Origin of the sequence: Fulvivirga ulvae (assembly GCF_021389975.1) — a bacterium.
In the GTDB taxonomy this organism is placed as follows: domain Bacteria; phylum Bacteroidota; class Bacteroidia; order Cytophagales; family Cyclobacteriaceae; genus Fulvivirga; species Fulvivirga ulvae.
Map to the genome: position 1 here is coordinate 3935317 of NZ_CP089981.1, position 16203 is coordinate 3951519.

Consider the following 16203-nt stretch of genomic DNA (forward strand, 5'->3'; position numbering starts at 1 on the left):
ACGGGGACCTGAAATTACAAAAAATGTACAATAAGCATAGGTATAGTTTTGATTTATCTTCCGGCGTATGGGCAGTATGCTTTTCATTAGCATTGCTGATGCTTTCAGCTCCGGTTAAGGCCCAGGAAGAGTATTATGCAAGTGGTGAGCTTAGGGCTGTAGGTAAGCTTGAGGGAGGAGAGAAGAATGGAAAATGGACATATTACTACCCGAATGGTGAAGTCAATGCTATAGAACACTACAACAAAGGCAGGCTGCATGGATCGGTCAAATACTTTGATAATCAGGGGAACATTACCGGAATAGAAAATTGGACAAAAGGTTTGCCGCAGGATTCTGCCAAATATTTTTATGGCAATGGAAAAATAGAAAAGGAAGGTGTTTATGAACTGGGCCAATACTCAGGAGTGTGGAAGCACTATCACGAAAACGGACAGTTGAAGCGTGCCGTTAACTATGTAAATGGGTGGCCTCATGGTGAATGGAAAGTCTATAACGAAAAGGGGGTACTTATACAGGAGGGGAGTTACGATCAGGGACAGGAAACAGGTGAATGGAAGTTTTACACCGGCGAGGGCCGGCTGGAATATATCGGCAGTTATGATCAGGGACAGCGAGTGGGAAACTGGTATATGTTAGATAAAAAGGGAAAGAAGAAAGAAATTAATTACTAAAATTCCTTTTTCAGGTGGAGAAATATCCCCGCTTCTTTTTCGCGGTTTACGGAGTATTCAAAACGAACGACTGTATCATAATAAGTCACAAAGTCGACTCCGGCTCCAGCTCCGAATAAATACCGGTTTGTAAGGCGAGTATTTTGTTCATAGTTTTCGAAGTTCTCCACATAACCCATATCAAAATACGATTTAAGGTAGATGGCAAAAGGAAAGTTTCTGAATTGCTCAAAAGGTATAAAGTTAAGCCGAAGCCTGGTTTCAAAGACCTTCTTTTTCAGAGTGGTTCGATTAAGGTAAAACTTCTGTCCCTCTATTACATACAATTCATAGCCTCTTATGAAGTCCTTTCTATACCCCAGGCCTTGCAGGTTGGCATATGGTTGTCGGTCGGGTCCGCTTACGTAGATTGATGTATAGTTGGAAAGATAGAAATTCCTGGTGAGGTCGAGAAACCGGGCATGATTCATACTTATGCTGAATTGGTCAAGGTCATTATAAAAGCCTAGCCCATATTTCTCAGCCTGGAATACCGTCCGGTGTCCGTGAAGCGGATAAGAATTTACATCTCTTTTATCTATGTTGATGTCGTAGCTAACACTGAAATAACGCTGAGATGTCTGACTGTTCAGGTAATATTCAGGATTAATGTTGGCAATCGTATCATTAACTTCATTGTCATTGAAAGTAATGTTGATTGTATGTCGGGTATAAAAAGAGTTGCGAAACTGATAGCCTATGTTATAAAGTCGTCGTATTTTGAGAAGGCTTTCAGAGTCAAAAAACACACGTTTATGCTCTACAGTACGTATTGGTATATTTTTGTTTTCGGCATAGAGATAATCAACAGAAATGCCATGCCGTTGAGTTCTGTCAATATAGGGAATGTCGTAGGAGAGTCCAAATTGCCGGGTAAAGCCAAATTGCATTTCAAGCCTTAGCGTTTCATTCCTTCCGCGCATGTTATTTCTGAATAGCCTCAGTCCATAGTTCACCCGGCTCAAGTCATGATTTTGATTTTGCCACCAGTCGTTAAAGTTTCTGTCAACAAGGTCGAATATAGGAGCAGGGAAGGTGTACCAACGCTCTGAGACACGCACTACAATATCCACTATATCATCTGAGAGCTCCAGTGTGGTAATTTCCACTGTATTGAATAGGCGGGTATTGATTATTTTACTTCTGTCATTTTTGATAATGTCTTCAAGATCTTCATCAAAATAATATTCACCACGCTTCAGGCTCATTTCACGCAGTATTATTTTGTCTTTAGTTTGTTTATTACCGATAATGAAGATGTTATCAATATAGATATATCGATTTTTTTCAGCGGTAGAATCTGAGGGAATAGCAGTGTGGCTGGCCTCCGTCATTTCGGAGACGGAGTCGGGGGCATTAAATGTAAGTAAAATTGAAATAAGAAATGCCAGCATCTTCTATACCTACACCATGGGGACAAATGTGATTAAATATTTGGTTATCATGTCTCCTAAAATAAAAAATAGTTATCTCATAACGCATAAGTTTACGAAATAACTATCCTCTATGTAAGAAAATACCGCTGTTTAACCTGCGGTTTCTTTATGTCTGCCTTTAGATAAAGCTCTGAAAAGAATAATAATGCCGGCTATGATCAAAGGGATACTCAATATCTGCCCCATATTATAAGTCATTTCATCTTCAAAGGATACCTGGTTTTCCTTAAACAGTTCATGTACAAAACGTAAGCCAAATAGGAGGATTAGGAATAGGCCAAGAAGCAAACCAGGAGGAGTTTCATTTTTATATTTCATCCAAAGCGCTAAGAGCAAGAAGAATATAGCCAATGAAGTACCCGCTTCATAGAGTTGGGTTGGGTGCCGTGGAATGCCGTAGGTATTAACTGTGGCACTAAATGACCCATCAGCATTTTTGGATATTTGGTAATCGAGAGCCTGATCCCTGGGCTGGTAAATGTGCTCGCTAATGTAGGAGTAGTTTAGTGTTTCCTTGAATTTACCATTGAAGTAAAACTCAATGCTCTCCTCATTAATGATCTCCGGTTGATTTTTGAAATCAATTTTAAGCTTAACTGGCACATAGCGCTGATTATTCAACTCCCGGGAGTTGTCTTTTTCAAACACTATACTTTTAACAGGGCTGGAATACGTATCAAAGGTCCGTTCAATATCATGTGTAAAAATAACACCATACTCAGACTCGGTAGGCACACCATATATTTCTGAATTCATGAAATTACCCGTTCGGATCATACATCCGGCCAAAGCGACAACGATCACAATTCTGTCGACTACCTGAAGATAGTTCTGGTTAAGCCTTTTTTGTTTCTCAAAAACAAAGCGTTTTTTAGGCTTTGAGAATGGGTTAAGGTTTATTATTATCTTATAGTTAACATATACCCAAAGTGCAAATAGAATTCCGAATGCGGCACCATGGCTTGCGAGGCCTCCTTCCCAAATTTTAAGAATATCTATAGGATTTGACAGATATTTGTCCGGTTCATAAAACAAAACATGTCCCAGACGAGCGCCCAGTATGGTTGCTATTACCATATATATAGTCAGCGTTTCCACATCCCTTTCAGGTTTTCCCTCTTTTCGGTAGATGTAGAACATAATCTGCTGAGTAACAAGAAATGCCAGTGCAAACAGTAGTCCGTAATAACGAACAGGTCGGTCAAGCAAAGGTATGGTAAAAAACTCCGGATCAGTGTTCCAGATAATGTAACTTAAAATTGACATGCGACAAATATAACTATCTCAGTATAATTGGCAATTAAACTATTGTTAAAGGTTTTTATTGTAATTGACAATCATTGGTAATTTTGATAATGTAGCCTAAGAAAAGTTAATCTTTTTATTTTAATGATACCAGAAATGTCTATGTTTGGCTATTAATCAAAAAACTGCATGAGCCAAAATCAGCAATCGGAGCAACAAAATACGTCGGCAACTTTATCTGGCTCGTTAAATGCTCAACCAGAGTACCATCCTAGCTCAGGATATGGATTTGTTTGATATTAGAGAAAATGGCCTATATGGTTTTATTAATAAAAATGGCGGGGCTATTATAGAGCCACAATATGTGTATGCCGGCCGTTTTCATGAAGGTATGAGTATTGTAGAGGTTAATGGGAAAATGGGATTTATTAATCCAAAGGGCGAGATGGTGATCTCTCCCAGATATCAATACCGTACATCTTTTTCAGAGGGATTGGCTGGAGTATATTTAAATGAAAAGTATGGATTTATTGATACAAGTGGTCGAGTAGTTGTTGACTTTATATACAACGGAGGGTTTGGCTTTTCGGGCGGGCTGGCGCCGGTAGAGTTTGAAAATGGTATGTGGGGGTATATTGATAAAGCAGGAAATGTGATTGTGAAACCAAAATTTGATTTAGCTTCGTCATTTGCAGAAGGCTATGGTTGTGTAATGGAACGAGATAAATATGGCTTTATTAATAAATGGGGAGACTATGTAATACCCGTAACGTACGAATCTGCCGAAGATTTTTCTGAGGGGCTGGCATCTGTAACCATTGATGGGCTGGATGGGTATGTTGATAAAAATGGACTAATAGTAATACCTGCTGTATATGAAAGCACCGGTCAGTTTCGGGGAGATATGGCGCCGGTACAAAAAGATGGGCTATGGGGAATGATTGATAAGGAAGGTGAAATAGTAGTGCCTATTAAGTATACTTATCTTGGATATTCTGTCAGAGGGATTAATAGCAGCCGGTATGGAGGGAAAATATGGATATATCAATAAAGAAGGAAAAGTAATTATTGCTTTCAAGTATGAATATGCTTCATCCTTTAAAAATGGGTTGGCATGGGTATCTTCCCATTATGTAAATGGTTATGGCTATGTGCGCGCCTGGATTGATAAGCAAGGAAACTACGTTTACAAAGAACATAAATTTGTAACTACCGAAAATTAGCGGGATATGTTCATCGAATGTGCTGCTTCATCTCCTGCCTAATCCAGCCCTTCCAACTCCTTCAATTCTGTTTCAAATCCACTTGAAAGAATAGGGAAACGGCACCACGTTCTGGGGTCGACATTAAAATCATCCAGATGAAATGCCGGGGCGGTACGTTCCCGTTTCCACTGGTTACGGCTCCAAAGTCTGAAAAACTTCGCTATATGTGCCTTCAGCAAGGCACTGCTTTCCAGTTTTACTGCGTTTAGCGCATGGTAAACTTCAACGGGTGATTTATGATCTCTGATTGCCAGTTTTTCAATCTCGACAATAATAGGATAGGGCATCAAGTCTGCTTCATCGGTTTGCTCCTGCGCCAATGGGCGCAATTCTGCACTGGGCTGAAGATTGTTGACATAATTCAGCGCTTTGTAGTTTAGATTTCTCTCGGCCCATCGTAGCCAGGTAATAATAAAGTGTTTATCAACAGCCGCTATGGGTGCAATACTTCCACTAGTGTCTCCGTCCATGGTGGCGTATCCTACATCTGCCTCGCTCCGGTTAGAGGTAGTGAGTAGCAGCGCACTTTCTATGTTTGCCAACATCCAGATGATAGGAGACCGTGAACGGGCCTGGATGTTTTGAAGAGCAATGTCATCAGTTTCCCAGGTAAGCGGCCTGTTTAAAACCTTTTCAATTTTTTTTGTGTATGAGTTGACTTCATCATCAATTAACCAGGAGTAAAAGGTAGCACCAATGGAGTCTGCCAGCTCTTTTGCAGACCGGAATGTAGCTTCAGAACTATTTACAGTGCCTTGATATGCGCAGGTAAGTACCTGGGAAGTTATATATTTAATGGCTGATGACTCATCTGTATTATTGACTGCTCCAAGTGTTTTTATACCCGTTTTATTTACGAAACCTTCAATACCCAGTTCTTCAACTCCTCGCCTTACCATCTCAGCAACTAATACAGCTATTGAGGAAGAATCGGCCCCGCCGCTTAGTGATAATACAAAGCCGTTACTATGGCTTTTTCTGAGATAATCGAATAATGCGAGTGAAGATGCTTTAACGAATTCGGTATTTTTATCTCTTGGCCACTCGCCGGGTGCAGGATATACTTCGTGCTCATTGCTAAAATCTATATCGGCATATTGGAGCTGCATATTTTTATAGGAAAGCCACTCATTTCTTTTGATCAGCTTTCCATAGCGTGCTATTAGTATTTCGCCGTCATAGATCATCCTTCCTGCCTCATTGCCCAACAGGTTGGCATATACATAGGTGCAATGAAAGTTTTTCGAGCTATCTACAACCAGTTTTTCCCGCAGGCGGGTTTTTTCGAAAGCAAAATGACTTGCACTTGGGTTAAGTATAAGGTTGACTTTCTTTTCAAACAATCGACATGCGGGACGTATTTGCCGCCAGGCGTCTTCACATATTTCAAAACCAATCTTAACGTCTTCAATTTCAAATATGATATCGCCAAACTCATACTCATCTTCCCCGATTACGATTTTATCTGTTACTTCTGGCTTCCAGGGGGTGAACCATCTGGGTTCATAATGCACACCGTCACCGGCCATATTTTGTTTGGCATAGAACCCCAGAATTTGCTCATTGCGAATAAGGCAGGTGGCATTGTAAAAGCAGCCCTCATGTTTTACAGGGAGGCCTATAGCTACTGTAATGTTCTTGCAATAGGTTTTTGCCTCAAGCAGACAGTTCATAGCTTTTATATAAAGCCATTCGCTGAGAAATACATCTTCACAGCCATAGCCTGTAATGCACAACTCAGGCAGGCATAATATGTCCACACCTTTCTCAATGGCATGGTTTATGGCTTCGCGGATGTTGTTAAGGTTGTTTTCCCATGCCAGGGGAGTTTGATTTAATGTAGCTCCTGCTATTCTGAATTTAGACACGTACGGATATGTTTTGATCTGAAATCGATAGCGAATATCGGAATCTTTAGTTTAAGTCCAATAGTTCACATGACTTTTGGGCGGCGTCCTGCTCAGCTTTTTTCTTACTGTGCCCAAACCCTTTGCCAAGGGGTTCATCGTCTACAAATACCTGGGCGGTAAACTCCCGGTGATGTTTCTCATTTTTAACACTGATGATCTCAAACTTAACATCTCTATTTTCTTTTTGAGACCATTCAATAATCTTGCTTTTGTAATTTGGGTTTGATTTTATGACTTCATCGATGTTCAGGTAGGGGATGATGAGCTTGTCTATAATGAAGTGCTTGCAGTATGAATACCCTTTGTCCAGATAAACAGCGCCAACGATAGCTTCGAGTGTATCACCGTATAAGGACTTGTGGGATAGTTTGCCTTTTTTCTTTTGGTCGTACTCAACAACCTGATTAAGGCCTATTCTTTTGCCTATGTTATTTAATGATTCTCTGTTTACGATCCTGGACCGTATCTCGGTGAGAAAACCTTCTTCTTTGAAGGGGAAAGTTTTGAAGAGATAGTCGGCTACAGCAGCTCCGAGAATGGCATCGCCTAAGTATTCGAGCCTCTCATTGGACTCTCTTAGTCCCTGGCTGTTATGTTTGGCTACAGAGCTGTGTTTTATGGCAAGTCTGTATAGTTCTAGGTTAAAAGGCTTACTACCGACAATTGTCTTAATAGCGGTAATAAGCCTTTTGTCTTTTTCAGATTTTCTCTTAAAAATATTAATGAAGCGCCTTACAGCACGATGCACAGTTCTTAAATTTTTCTAAAAATAATAGAGGTGTTATGTCCTCCGAACCCAAATGTATTGCTTAGCGCTACATTGATCTCTCTCTCCTGGGCTTTATTAAAAGTCAAATTTAATTTATTGTCCAATTGATCGTCATCTGTAAAATGGTTGATGGTTGGCGGTACAATATTGTTTTGTATTGCCATCACACAAGCTACTGCTTCAATAGCTCCGGCAGCTCCAAGCAGGTGGCCTGTCATGGATTTTGTAGAGCTAATATTGAGCTTGTAAGCATGATCACCAAAAACCTTTTTGATGGCCAATGTTTCGCTAATATCACCAAGCGGAGTTGATGTACCATGAACGTTGATATAATCTACATCTTCCGGTTTTATCTTCGCATCGGCAAGTGCGTTTATCATTACATTGGTTGCACCAAGCCCCTCGGGGTGTGGTGCTGTAATATGATAAGCATCTGCAGACATGCCTCCTCCTATTATTTCAGCGTATATTTTAGCTCCGCGTGCTTTGGCATGCTCGTATTCCTCAAGAATAAGAGCGCCTGCACCTTCGCCCAATACAAATCCGTCCCTGTCTTTATCAAAGGGCCTGGATGCTGTTTCCGGGGAGTCGTTGCGTTCCGAAAGTGCCTTCATGGCATTAAATCCTCCCATGCCTGCTTCTGTTACAGCGGCTTCGCTACCACCTGAAATGGCAACATCCATATGCCCGAGCCTGATGTAGTTCAATGCGTCTATTAGCGCATTGGTGGCTGATGCACATGCCGAAACGGTAACAAAATTTGGTCCATGGAATCCATACTTGATGGAGATATATCCGGCACTGATATCAGCGATCATTTTAGGGATGAAGAATGGGTTAAACCTCGGCGTGTTATCACCGTTGGCATAACTCTTAACTTCCTCCTGAAATGTTTTAAGTCCGCCGATACCTGAGCCCCATATTACCCCTGCTTTATTCAAGTCTATAGCTTCCAGGTCTAATTTCGAGTCTTTAATAGCTTCATCAGCAACTACCATGGCATATTGAGTGAAAGGATCCATTTTACGGGCCTCTTTTCTGTCAAAATGCTGCTCTGCATCGAAGTTCTTAACCTCACATGCGAATTGCGTACGAAATTTCTCTGGATCGAATCTGGTTATACGAGCGGCACCGCTTACACCATGCTTAAGGCCTTCCCAGTACTCCGGGGCCGTGTTTCCTATGGGTGTGAGTGCGCCTATGCCTGTTACTACAACTCTTCTTAACGTCATAAAAGAAGTTTAGAAATGAATAAAGAGGGTGGTTTATATTATTTTACGTTTTCTTCCAAGTAAGAGATGGCCTGGCCAACTGTTGATATATTCTCTGCCTGATCATCAGGAATAGAAATGTTGAATTCTTTCTCAAATTCCATGATCAATTCAACAGTATCTAAAGAATCGGCTCCTAAATCGTTAGTGAAACTTGCTTCAGGAGTAACCTCTGACTCTTCAACTCCCAATTTATCAATAATGATTGATTTAACTTTTTGTGCTATTTCAGACATGTTTTTAATGATTTAATAGTTAAAATATCTGCAAAGAAATACATTAAATGTATTAATGTCAAACAATTTAATTAAAGTTATTGACGGCGCTAAATTGCTAAAATTTCCTTAAAAACTCACTGTATACGCATAAATTTAAAGAACTTTGATGGTATGAAAAAGACCCGGCTGATTGTTGAGTACGAATATGAGTTTGAATTAATAGGGGTAATTGCCTCCGTCAAATTCTATAAACTGGCCTGGGCTATAAACAAGAAACTGGATATCCGGCTGGTAAAACAGGAGGACTATACCATTGAAATGAAAGGGGGTGGGAAGACCTCTTTCAGCAACTATCTTTACCAGGTTGATGGCAAGTGTTTCAGGCTCTTCAGGAACAGGTCAGTAGAGGGTGAAAATGCCTATTTAATACCAGAATTACCGCACTTTGACTATGTGATAAAAATAGATGAGCAGTCGCAATCGTTTGCAAAAGAAGAAATTTTAAAAGAATTAAAAGAAGTCACATGGATTGAATATATTGCCGCCATCGAAGTAGAAAAACTGAAGTCTAAAGACAACTTTTTAACTTGATTATGGATCAACAAATACAATTTAATAAGACAAAGATCATCGCTACTGTCGGGCCAGCCTCGAGCGATAAAAAAATTCTGAAAAAGCTCATCGAAGAGGGAGTTGATATTTTCAGACTTAACTTTTCACACGGTACACATGAAGACCACCTTAAAGTAATAAAGAGTGTACGTGAATTGAATGAAGAAATGAACGCCTGCGTTTGTCTCCTGCAGGACCTTCAGGGACCGAAGATCAGGGTCGGAGAAGTGGAGAAAGGCGCAAAGCTTAAATCCGGTCAGCAATTTACAATTACTATTGAAGAGATTGTAGGGCATTCAAAGATGGCCAGTACTGTTTATCAGGACCTCCCTAAAGATGTAGCGGTGGGAGATATGATCCTTATCGATGATGGGAAGATAGAATTAAAGGTTACAGATATCAAAAATACTGAGGTAGTAACGGAGGTTGTGTACGGGGGCAAACTAAAATCCAGAAAAGGTATTAATATGCCTTTTACCAAAGTTTCTGCTCCTTCTTTAACCGATAAAGATGTAAAAGATCTGGAGTTTGGGCTGGCCAATGACGTTGAATGGGTGGCTCTTTCTTTTGTAAGAACGGCTGACGACATTAATAATCTCAGGGAGAGAATTAAGGCTGCAGGAAAACAAACCAAGATTATAGCCAAGGTAGAGAAGCCGGAAGCCATAGGGAATATAGATGCTATTATAGATGCAGCAGATGCTGTAATGGTGGCACGTGGTGACCTGGGTGTGGAGATATTTATGGAAGAAGTGCCAATGGCACAAAAGATGATCGTAAGAAAATGCAACAAACTGGCTAAACCTGTAATTATTGCCACCCAGATGATGGAAAGCATGATTGAGAGCCCGAGACCTACGAGAGCGGAAACCAATGATGTGGCTAACGCAGTAATGGACGGAGCCGACGCATTGATGCTTTCTGCCGAGACGGCTGCCGGAGCTTACCCTGTAGAAGTGATCAGGAGTATGGTTAAAACCATTACCAGTGTTGAGAGACAAGCCGATGTATATTTTCGTCATGACCTACCTGATCAGGATGATCCTTTGTTTTATAATAATACATTGGTGCTGGCGGCATGCAGACTGGCAAAAGCATCCAAGGCAAAGGCAATTATAGGTATGACCCAATCAGGATATACAGCCTTTAAGCTTTCGTCGCACCGGCCAAAGGCCAACATATTTATATTTACCAGCAACAGGCCGTTGTTAAATACCATAAACCTTATCTGGGGAGTGAGAGGTTACTACTATGATAAGGAGGTTTCAACGGATGATACTTTTGCCGATATAGAGGAAATCCTAAAAGAAAAAGGCCATATCCAAAGTGGAGATATATTCATTACCACAGCAAGCATGCCTATACACGCACGCGGACGGACAAATACAGTTAAACTGAATGTTGTTGAGTAGGCATTTGCATCTTTACTTGTCAGGACCAATTGTTGGGCCTGACAAGTAAAGTTTTTTCCTCTTTATCTACCATCACGGCCCCTGCGGGATCTCCCTTTCTTTTTCTTACAAACTTTCTTGGGGTTACAATAACCGGACAAAGGGTGTCTGATTTCCTTTTGGAGAAATGCGCCGCCAGTTCCGCCGCCTTTTCAATTACATCTTTAGGGAAAGGTTTACCGGCCTTATGTTTGATAAGTACGTGCGATCCGCTTACATCCTTGGCGTGTAACCAAAGGTCATCTTTAAAAGAGTACTGCTGTAGCATCAGGTCATTGCTTCGTGCATTTTTACCCACCCATATATCAAAACCGTCATAAGTGAAGGTATTAAATGGCAGATGTTCTTTCTTTTTTGATGATTGATGCTGATCCTTTTTTACAAGATTGCGAAGCGCCTTCAGGTTTTGTTCTTCCTCTATTATCAACTTTTGCTCTTCCAGAGCTTCAATAGTTTTTAGCTTTTGCTTAAGGTTGGTTTTTAGGTTTTCTATTTCTACAGACTGATTTTTGGATTTGCGGTAAAATGCTTCGGCATTTTTTTGGGGTGAAAGGTCACGTTTTAACTTAATAGTAAGAGGTGTGTTGTTGTCATAGAAATTTTGGAGGGTAACCTCCTCAGCTTTAGGGCTAATTTGATGAAGGTTAGCCATCAAAATATCAGCTAATATACTGTAGTTGAGCCTGCTTTCTATTTCCTCAAGTTTTTTCTGGGTTTTCTTTACATAACTCTCACTCTGCCTAAGCTGTTTATTGATATCGAGAAGTGCTTCATTTTTTATGCTATACAAGGCGTGTTCGCTAATATATTGTATGAAGAAATGGTCAATAGCTTTAAGAGGGTTATTAAATTCATGTTGTACTGACCCTATCCTCAATAAGCTGAGATGTAGCTGGTTGTCAATTTTTGTTATATAATACTTTTGATCTGTAAGTTGTGCCACCGTCTCTTCTATCAATTCCCATGATGAATCCGTATCCATGGCCTTAATACCTCTTTCCAAAAGATGCTTTTTAATTACCTTTCCAAAGGTGGGGAACAGTTCCTTATAATCTCCGCCTTGCTGTACAAAGGCGTTATAAGTTTGATCTATCGGTCGGTCCAGGTTTGTGATGCTAATTTCAAAATCTTTTTTCAGGCTTTTCTTAAACACCTCGGTAACCACATCATCTTTGAATAAGACAATGTTGGATCGGTTACCATGCATTTTGAATAACAGTTGATAATTGTTTTGAAATATTATGACAAAGGAACGTTCATTATCAAATTGCCGTACTTGCTCAACTACAGCCATGGATATGTCAGTGAAGAGGTCTACACTGTTTTTCCGGGCCCGGCTGAAACCTTCAGGAAAGGACAGGCAACAAAAGGCAGGGTCGAGATGGGCCTTGATGTAGAACTCTTCGGTCTGACCTGTAAAACCAATTACCAGTTCATTTTTGTTTTGAGAAAAAGCCTCGACAAGCTGTAAACCAGTCAGTTTATGATCTAGTTGAGCGCTTAGGTCTTTTAAGAAATAATAGTTGTTGTGCATTACAAATCTATAACCAATCCGTCGTAGGCAAGGTTTATCCCTTCCGGGAGCAGGTCGTCTACTTGTTTGTGAGGCCCCATTCTATGACTGATATGAGTGAAGTAGGTTGCCTCGGCTTTTATTTCAAGTGCCAGCTCTACCGCCTCATCAAGGTTGAAATGTGAGACATGAGGTTCCTTTTGCAAGGCATTTAATACAAGCACCCTGGTACCTCTTATCTTATCTTTTTCTTCGGGGCTTATGTAGTTGGCATCTGTTATATAGGTGAAGTCCCCAACCCTGAATCCAAATACAGGTAATCGTAAGTGCATTACTTCTATAGGTGTAAAATTAATACCTGCTATGGAAAATGGGGTGTTGTCAATAGTGTGTACCTCCAGTTGGGGGACGCCCGGATATTTTTTTTCTCCAAATGCGTAGCTAAACTCCTGTTTTAACTGGGCAATAACATTTGGCCTGCCATAAATGGGCATATCTTTTTTCTGACGAAAGTTAAAGGCTCTTACGTCATCAAGACCCGCTGTATGGTCTTTGTGCTCATGAGTAAAAATAACGGCGTCAAGTTTTTTGACGCCTTCTCTGAGCATTTGTTGTCTGAAATCCGGCCCCGTATCTATTACAAAGCTTTGGCCATCTTTCTCAATATGAATGGATGTGCGCAACCTCTTATCTCTGAAGTCGAGAGATTGACATGCTGTACAGCCGCAAGCAATGACAGGCACACCCTGGGATGTTCCGGTTCCTAGAAGTGTAATTCTCAAAGCTCAAGTTCGGTTTGTGCCAGTTCTAAATATAATTTTCGGTTTTTGTCGCTTAGCTGGTTTTTATCTATATCAACCGTTTTTATAATATCTAAAAGACAATTGATCTTACCGTCCATTGCATAATACTTATTGACAATAATTACTTTATTCTCATTGAGAATGCACCAGCCTGACTTAAAGTTACCTCTTTCGTATCTAAGAATATATTCGGTTTCAGCCAGTAGATCTTCAAGCTTATTCAAAAAATGCTTAGAGTACTTAACACTCATTTTATGTGTATTTTTTTACAGCATTTACGAGAGCATCGTAATCCAAAGGTTTGATCAGATACTCGTTAATACCTGCTTCGTCAAAATCTGATTTTGAATAATTTTTGTAGTTGCCTGATATGGCAATTATTGGCATTTCTGCTTTTTTCTTGTCCTTTAAACCTCTGATCTTTTTGGCGAGTTCCATGCCATCAGCACCAGGCAGTATAATGTCCAGTATAATAACATCATAATCATTGTTCTCGATTTCATCAAGAACACGCGTTCCTGTTTTTATACCTTTAAAATCATACCCTTGCCCCTGGAATATTTTTTTTGACAAGGTTTGTATTACCGGGCTATCATCCGCAAGTAAGATTTTCTTTGCCATTCTATTTAGTTTGTTTTTGGTCCAACCTTTTTAGTTTCTTTAATAAATTCATCATGAAGGGACTTAAGAAACTGTAAATCCCCGACAAAATTAGAATAATTTTTTTCTTTTAATTCGTCTTCCATTTTTGCGGCCTGGAAGGCCATTTTTTCAACTCCGAGCGTACCCGCATTGCCTTTCAATGTATGTAAAATATCTAAAACTTCCTTAATGTTTTTGCTTTCAAACATTTTGGCACTGTCCCTGATCTGCATACGGCACTCTTCGTTAAACTCATCCAAAGCTTCCTGTACGGCTTCTTCTCCGGCATATTGTTTAAGTAAATCTAAGGTGTTTTGGTTAATTGTCTGATGTTTATCGTTCTTTTCTTTTTGTACCTCTGTTTCGTCGGCTGCATCAGATGTCCACTGGTTTACTTTTTGGATTAAGATTGTAGGATTGATCGGCTTAGCTATGTAGTCGTCCATTCCAATAGCAAGATATTTCGCTTCATCGCCTTTCATGGAGTAGGCAGTCATGGCTATTATGGGTGGCGTTTGCTTTTTGCATTGTTTTCTTATTTGTTTAGTGGCTTCTATACCATCCATATCTGGCATTTGAATGTCCATCAATATTAGGTCGTAGCACAACTCTTTGCATAGAACCAGAGCTTTCTCGCCACTTGATGCAGTAGTTACCCTGCAACCTGCATTTTTAAGTATCTCGTAAGCCAGATCAAGGTTAACATTATTGTCATCCACCACCAGCACGGTTGGCGAATGGTCTAATCTTGAAATTTTGGTAGCTGGCCGAGTAGCTTCTTCAGGTTTTTCCACTTCTATGGTTTCGAAAGTAAACCAAAACTTACTTCCTTTACCCTCAGTGGACTTAATACCAATCTTTCCATTGAACAAGCTTACAATCTTGCGGGAAATGTACAGCCCTAAGCCAGTACCTTTATAACTTTTTTTGCTCGAACTGTCAAGCTGTGTAAAGCTTGAAAATAGTTTTCTTTGATCTGCTTTTGATATACCAATACCAGAGTCTTTGACATACCCTTCCATTAGTATGGTGCCACTTTTCTTTCTCTTATATATTTCGAGGCTGACTGTAACCATACCTCCAGGCTGGGTGAATTTAACGGCGTTGGAAATGAGATTGGAATATACCTGAATCAATTTGGTTTCATCAACTTCTATGTACTCGGGAATATTGTCACCTTTTACAAAATTAAGATTGATCTGGTTGTCATTAGCTTGCTGCCGATAAAGCAAGGTCAGTTTTTCAAATATGGCTTCAGTGCTAGTGGGGACGTGTTTCAGTTCCATTTTTCCAGCTTCAATCTTGGAGAGGTCGAGCAGGTCGTTAAGAATATTCAATAAAATATCAGCCGAACTTTTGACTGTGCGGATATGCTTTTTTTGTTTGGGATCCAGCTGAGTTTCATCCAAAAGGTGAATCATGCCTATTATGCCATTGAGAGGAGTCCTTATCTCATGGCTCATATTTGCCAGAAAACGTTCTTTTATTTTAAGCGACTTTTCGGCCAGCTCTTTTGACCTTTGTAGTTCCTGGTTGGTTTGTTTAAGTTCGGTGATATCCCTTGCTACACCTTCAACATGCTTTAAGCGCCCTCGCTCATCCTGAATAACCCTCACATTACAAATACATGGAATGATTTTTCCCGACTTATGAATGACGCTGGCTTCAAAATTCCTGACACGCTTTTCCTGCGCCAGTTTCCTGATCAGAAACTTGGTCTGAATATTATAAAGGTAAAAATTGGTAACATGTTTGCCCAGTAGCTCACCTTCAGTGTATCCCATGATGTCACTTACCGAAGGGCTAAGCATCGTTAATTTACCATTGAAATCACATCTGAAATACAGATCCTGAAACGACTCAAAAATATTTCTGAATTTTTCTTCACTCTTCATGAGAGCGATCCGGGACTGCATTTTCTCAGTGATGTCATAAGCCAGCCCCGAAACACCGGTGATTTCACCGCGGGTATCGTAAATAGGATTTAAGAAGACCTCTTTCCATTGCTCCTCGCCTTCGATTTTGAGCATGATCTCAAAGTTGTGAGAGCGGCCTGTTAGTGCACGTTTATATTTTTGTTTCCAAAAAGTATCGGAGTTGGCAATTTTTACGACACCTCTTTCTTCATACCCAACCTTAATACCCGGGTTTTCCTGAAGAAAGAAATTGAAATAATTTTGATTGAAGGAGATGAGTTCAAATTCGTTATTTACTGCCCAGATAATTAAAGTGCCACCTTCTAAAATTGAATTGGTGAAAGAATTCTTGTTCTTTTCGGCAAAGAGCTTTTCTTTCAGCTCATTTACCTTAACAACGAGGTCTTCAGCTTTTTTCGTTCTATCCTTCATTTCCTCG

16 protein-coding genes are annotated in these 16203 nt (G+C 40.1%); 5 read left to right on the forward strand and 11 right to left on the reverse strand.

Annotated elements, in window-relative coordinates:
- Positions 1–23: 23 nt before the first annotated feature.
- Positions 24–674, forward strand: a complete 651-nt coding sequence (locus LVD17_RS16830) for a toxin-antitoxin system YwqK family antitoxin (RefSeq protein WP_233760177.1) — start codon at positions 24–26, stop codon at positions 672–674.
- Here LVD17_RS16830 and LVD17_RS16835 read toward each other — a convergent pair.
- Positions 671–2107, reverse strand: coding sequence for a BamA/TamA family outer membrane protein (locus LVD17_RS16835; RefSeq protein WP_233760178.1), 1437 nt, complete (start codon positions 2105–2107; stop codon positions 671–673). The genes LVD17_RS16830 and LVD17_RS16835 overlap by 4 nt on opposite strands.
- 132 nt (positions 2108–2239) lie before the next feature.
- The gene (locus tag LVD17_RS16840; RefSeq protein WP_233760179.1) at positions 2240–3415 is read right to left on the reverse strand and encodes a prolipoprotein diacylglyceryl transferase; all 1176 of its coding nucleotides are present in this window, start codon (positions 3413–3415) and stop codon (positions 2240–2242) included.
- A 229-nt stretch (positions 3416–3644) separates the two neighbouring features.
- Here LVD17_RS16840 and LVD17_RS16845 point away from each other — a divergent pair, with 229 nt between their 5' ends.
- Positions 3645–4445: a WG repeat-containing protein gene (locus tag LVD17_RS16845; protein ID WP_233760180.1), complete on the forward strand. Its 801-nt coding sequence runs from the start codon at positions 3645–3647 to the stop codon at positions 4443–4445.
- Positions 4417–4617, forward strand: a complete 201-nt coding sequence (locus LVD17_RS16850) for a WG repeat-containing protein (protein WP_233760181.1) — start codon at positions 4417–4419, stop codon at positions 4615–4617. The genes LVD17_RS16845 and LVD17_RS16850 overlap by 29 nt, the downstream gene beginning before the upstream one ends.
- A 38-nt stretch (positions 4618–4655) precedes the next feature.
- Here the strand turns inward: LVD17_RS16850 and nadE are convergent, their stop codons facing one another.
- Genes nadE through LVD17_RS16870 form a run of 4 tightly spaced genes read right to left on the reverse strand, consistent with a single transcriptional unit; the run spans position 4656 to position 8845 of the window.
- Positions 4656–6527, reverse strand: a complete 1872-nt coding sequence (nadE, locus tag LVD17_RS16855) for an NAD(+) synthase (RefSeq protein WP_233760182.1) — start codon at positions 6525–6527, stop codon at positions 4656–4658.
- Between the two features lie 46 nt (positions 6528–6573).
- Positions 6574–7317 (reverse strand): ribonuclease III, encoded by a 744-nt coding sequence (gene rnc, locus LVD17_RS16860; protein ID WP_233760183.1) that lies wholly within the window; start codon positions 7315–7317, stop codon positions 6574–6576.
- A gap of 5 nt (positions 7318–7322) precedes the next feature.
- The gene (gene fabF, locus LVD17_RS16865; protein ID WP_233760184.1) at positions 7323–8570 is read right to left on the reverse strand and encodes a beta-ketoacyl-ACP synthase II; all 1248 of its coding nucleotides are present in this window, start codon (positions 8568–8570) and stop codon (positions 7323–7325) included.
- A 38-nt stretch (positions 8571–8608) separates the two neighbouring features.
- The gene (locus tag LVD17_RS16870) at positions 8609–8845 is read right to left on the reverse strand and encodes an acyl carrier protein (protein ID WP_155175817.1); all 237 of its coding nucleotides are present in this window, start codon (positions 8843–8845) and stop codon (positions 8609–8611) included.
- A 153-nt stretch (positions 8846–8998) separates the two neighbouring features.
- Between LVD17_RS16870 and LVD17_RS16875 the strand changes: the two genes are divergently transcribed.
- Together LVD17_RS16875 and pyk are read left to right on the forward strand one after the other, a co-directional pair.
- Positions 8999–9418 carry an IPExxxVDY family protein gene (locus LVD17_RS16875; RefSeq protein ID WP_233760185.1) on the forward strand — a complete coding sequence of 140 codons (420 nt, stop codon included), beginning with the start codon at positions 8999–9001 and terminating at the stop codon, positions 9416–9418.
- Between the two features lie 2 nt (positions 9419–9420).
- Entirely contained in the window at positions 9421–10851 is a 1431-nt protein-coding gene (pyk, locus tag LVD17_RS16880) for a pyruvate kinase (RefSeq protein WP_233760186.1), read from the forward strand.
- A 19-nt stretch (positions 10852–10870) separates the two neighbouring features.
- Here pyk and LVD17_RS16885 read toward each other — a convergent pair whose 3' ends face one another.
- From LVD17_RS16885 to LVD17_RS16905, 5 genes are read right to left on the reverse strand one after another with little or no spacing between them, the layout of a single operon-like run.
- Positions 10871–12424, reverse strand: a complete 1554-nt coding sequence (locus LVD17_RS16885) for an NFACT RNA binding domain-containing protein (protein ID WP_233760187.1) — start codon at positions 12422–12424, stop codon at positions 10871–10873.
- Positions 12424–13185, reverse strand: coding sequence for an MBL fold metallo-hydrolase (locus tag LVD17_RS16890; RefSeq protein ID WP_233760188.1), 762 nt, complete (start codon positions 13183–13185; stop codon positions 12424–12426). The genes LVD17_RS16885 and LVD17_RS16890 overlap by 1 nt, the downstream gene beginning before the upstream one ends.
- Positions 13182–13457, reverse strand: coding sequence for a hypothetical protein (locus LVD17_RS16895; RefSeq protein WP_233760189.1), 276 nt, complete (start codon positions 13455–13457; stop codon positions 13182–13184). The genes LVD17_RS16890 and LVD17_RS16895 overlap by 4 nt, the downstream gene beginning before the upstream one ends.
- Position 13458: 1 nt before the next feature.
- Positions 13459–13827 carry a response regulator gene (locus tag LVD17_RS16900; protein WP_233760190.1) on the reverse strand — a complete coding sequence of 123 codons (369 nt, stop codon included), beginning with the start codon at positions 13825–13827 and terminating at the stop codon, positions 13459–13461.
- A 5-nt stretch (positions 13828–13832) separates the two neighbouring features.
- Positions 13833–16196: a PAS domain-containing hybrid sensor histidine kinase/response regulator gene (locus LVD17_RS16905; RefSeq protein WP_233760191.1), complete on the reverse strand. Its 2364-nt coding sequence runs from the start codon at positions 16194–16196 to the stop codon at positions 13833–13835.
- Between the last annotated feature and the right edge of the window lie 7 nt (positions 16197–16203).